The sequence below is a fragment of the Candidatus Zixiibacteriota bacterium genome, from assembly GCA_014728145.1.
GTDB lineage: Bacteria > Zixibacteria > MSB-5A5 > JAABVY01 > JAABVY01 > WJMC01.
This window is the reverse complement of sequence record WJMC01000221.1, coordinates 1-2515: the sequence shown is the minus strand read 5'-3', so window position 1 is coordinate 2515 and position 2515 is coordinate 1. Positions and strand designations below refer to the sequence as shown.

Sequence of the window (2515 nt, the reverse complement as noted above, 5' to 3'; positions counted from 1 at the left end):
GTGTTAAAAGGTCTCGATCTGGGAGCTCGTGATTATATAGCCAAACCGATAAAGGCCGAACTGCTTCTGGAAAAAGTTGAGCGTATGATAAACAAAATACCCGGCTATGTGCTGATTGTCGATGATGAGGCGTTGTTACGCGGCCTTTTGGAAAAAATCATCACCCGGCAGGGACATAAGGTTCTGACCGCCAGCAACGGGCGTGAAGCCCTCCAGGTAATTGAAAAGGAAAAAGTGGCGATGGTGATTTCGGATATCAAGATGCCCGAGATGGACGGCCTCGAGATGCTTGTGAAAATAAAAGAGGATAGGCCTGATCTGCCCGTCCTGCTCATGACCGGCCATACCGGGGAATTTACCCGTACCGAAGCTATCGCGGTAGGTGCCGACGGCTATATCGAGAAACCGTTTCACAACTACGAAATCCTGTCTAAAGTCCAGAGCTTTGTATATCCGCGGGGAGCATGATGAAAGTCTTAGTCGCTGAAGATGAACCGATTTCTTCGCGCATACTGGTCAACCATCTCCAGAAATGGGGTTATGAGGTCTGTCCTACCCGTAATGGCCGGGAAGCGCTTGAGGCGGTAAAAAGTCAGTCGGACATCTCACTCGTGATTCTGGACTGGATGATGCCTCAAGTGAATGGTATCGAGGTCTGTCATGAGATCAAGAAACTGCCCAACAGCAAATTCATGTACGTTATTATGCTGACTTCCCGTGGAGAGGTCAACGACCTGGCCAAAGCTTTCGAGTCCGGGGCTGATGATTATGTAGTTAAGCCCATTAACAGCATAGAGTTGCGTGCCAGAGTCCGCGCCGGCGAGAGAATTATTCAACTCAAGCAGACACTTTCTGACAAGATTAATGCGCTCGAGGATGCGCTCGCTAATGTCAAAAAACTGCAAGGGATTTTACCGATCTGCGCCTGGTGCAAGCGGGTTCGCGATGATGAGGATTACTGGCGCAATGTGGAAGATTATATCAAGTCTCACAGCCTGGCTGAGGTCAGTCACGGCATTTGCCCCGACTGTCTCGACAAGTATTTCGGGGATAAATCACTCGAAGAACTAAACGATCCCTCTCAAGTCCCGAATAACGATCCCCTGACATAAATCTACGCCCTTTGGTGGAAATAATTAATACCTTCAGGTCTGTTTGCCGATACTATATAAGAAAGTTGTGAAAAGGGGAGAGTTCAGCTCTTCATAAACTATAAACTTAAGTCGAATATGGCCTTAGAAAGTACTCAACATAAACGCGAAAATGCCGGCCAGGCCGAGCAACTCCTCCAGATGGTTTCATTCAGGCTGGGTGAGGAATTATTCGGGGTGGATATTCTGAAAGTTCAGGAGATCAACCGCCTGATGGAAATCACGAAAATGCCCAAGGTTCCGGATTTCGTGGAAGGTGTTATTAACCTGCGGGGCAGGGTCATCCCGATTGTGGACCTGCGCAAACGCTTCCACCTTCCGCCGGTTGAGCGCAATCGTGAAACTCGTATCATCGTTGTCGATATCTCCGGTATGATGATGGGAATGATCGTCGATTCAGTTTCCGAGGTTTTGCGACTTCCGGCCTCGACCATTGAACCGGCACCGGATATCACCACCTCGATCGAAAGCCAGTATATCAGGGGTGTAGCCAAACTGGAAAAACGTCTGCTGATCTTTCTGGATCTCAGCAAGGTCTTTCTGGACAAAGAGAAAACCGAGCTTGATCAGTTTACCGCCGAAGCCTGATTAGAAACATCTCTTTTTAGCCCTATTTCCCTTAAATCCAACAATTTTACTGTCTTTTTTCTTGTCATCTGAAATTCTGTTTATATATTCTCATATTGTAGAGGATAAAGCATCGCATTAGAAACAGTATAGAATCGAGATAGTAGAGGTTGGCGCATGACCGCCAGAAACATCAGATTTGAGGAAAGTTCCTCAAAGAATGGCAAACGGACGGTTTTAGTCGTTGACGATGAGGACCTTGTTCTCTCGATGGTCTACGAGATCTTAAAGGACGATTATAATATCGTCCGCACCAACAGCGCACGCGATTCGATCTCACGTATCAAACAGGATGGAGATATCTCCTGCGTAGTCATGGATATCAAGATGCCGGATATGGATGGGATCACAGCGGCCCGGAGAATTCACGAAGAGAACTCCGAGCTCCCGGTGATTTTCCATACCGGGTATCCCGGTGACTATGAAGAAGATGAGATCGATCGTCGGGAAAAACCGTATGAGTATGTTTTGAAAGGTGATTCTATCTCTCGGCTGACCCGAGCGGTCAAACGAGCAGTCGAACATTACCTTCTCAAGCAAAAGTACCGTCGCCTGCAAAATCAAATCAGCCGGGTAAATTTCCGCAGTCATCAGGGCCTCTCCTGAAATCGACTGCTGATCTCGCTTTCACCCGACTATAGATAATCCTGAAATCAGTAAAAGGTTGCCTTTATGCTCGTCCTGTGTGGTAGAATCTACTGCATCGCTTGACGCTATTTTGTGGTAGAATCTACCAC

4 protein-coding genes are annotated in these 2515 nt (G+C 47.4%); all 4 read left to right on the top strand.

The window, feature by feature from the left end; genetic code table 11:
* Nucleotides 1-468, top strand: a 468-nt coding sequence (locus GF404_12545; GenBank protein MBD3383009.1) for a response regulator, incomplete at its 5' end; no start/stop codon positions are given.
* The gene (locus tag GF404_12540) at nt 465-1112 is read left to right on the top strand and encodes a response regulator (GenBank protein ID MBD3383008.1); all 648 of its coding nucleotides are present in this window, start codon (nt 465-467) and stop codon (nt 1110-1112) included. The genes GF404_12545 and GF404_12540, both read left to right, overlap by 4 nt.
* A gap of 117 nt (nt 1113-1229) precedes the next feature.
* Nucleotides 1230-1739, top strand: a complete 510-nt coding sequence (locus tag GF404_12535; GenBank protein ID MBD3383007.1) for a chemotaxis protein CheW — start codon at nt 1230-1232, stop codon at nt 1737-1739.
* 156 nt (nt 1740-1895) lie between these two features.
* Nucleotides 1896-2384 (top strand): response regulator, encoded by a 489-nt coding sequence (locus tag GF404_12530; GenBank protein MBD3383006.1) that lies wholly within the window; start codon nt 1896-1898, stop codon nt 2382-2384.
* The last annotated feature ends 131 nt before the right edge of the window (nt 2385-2515 follow it).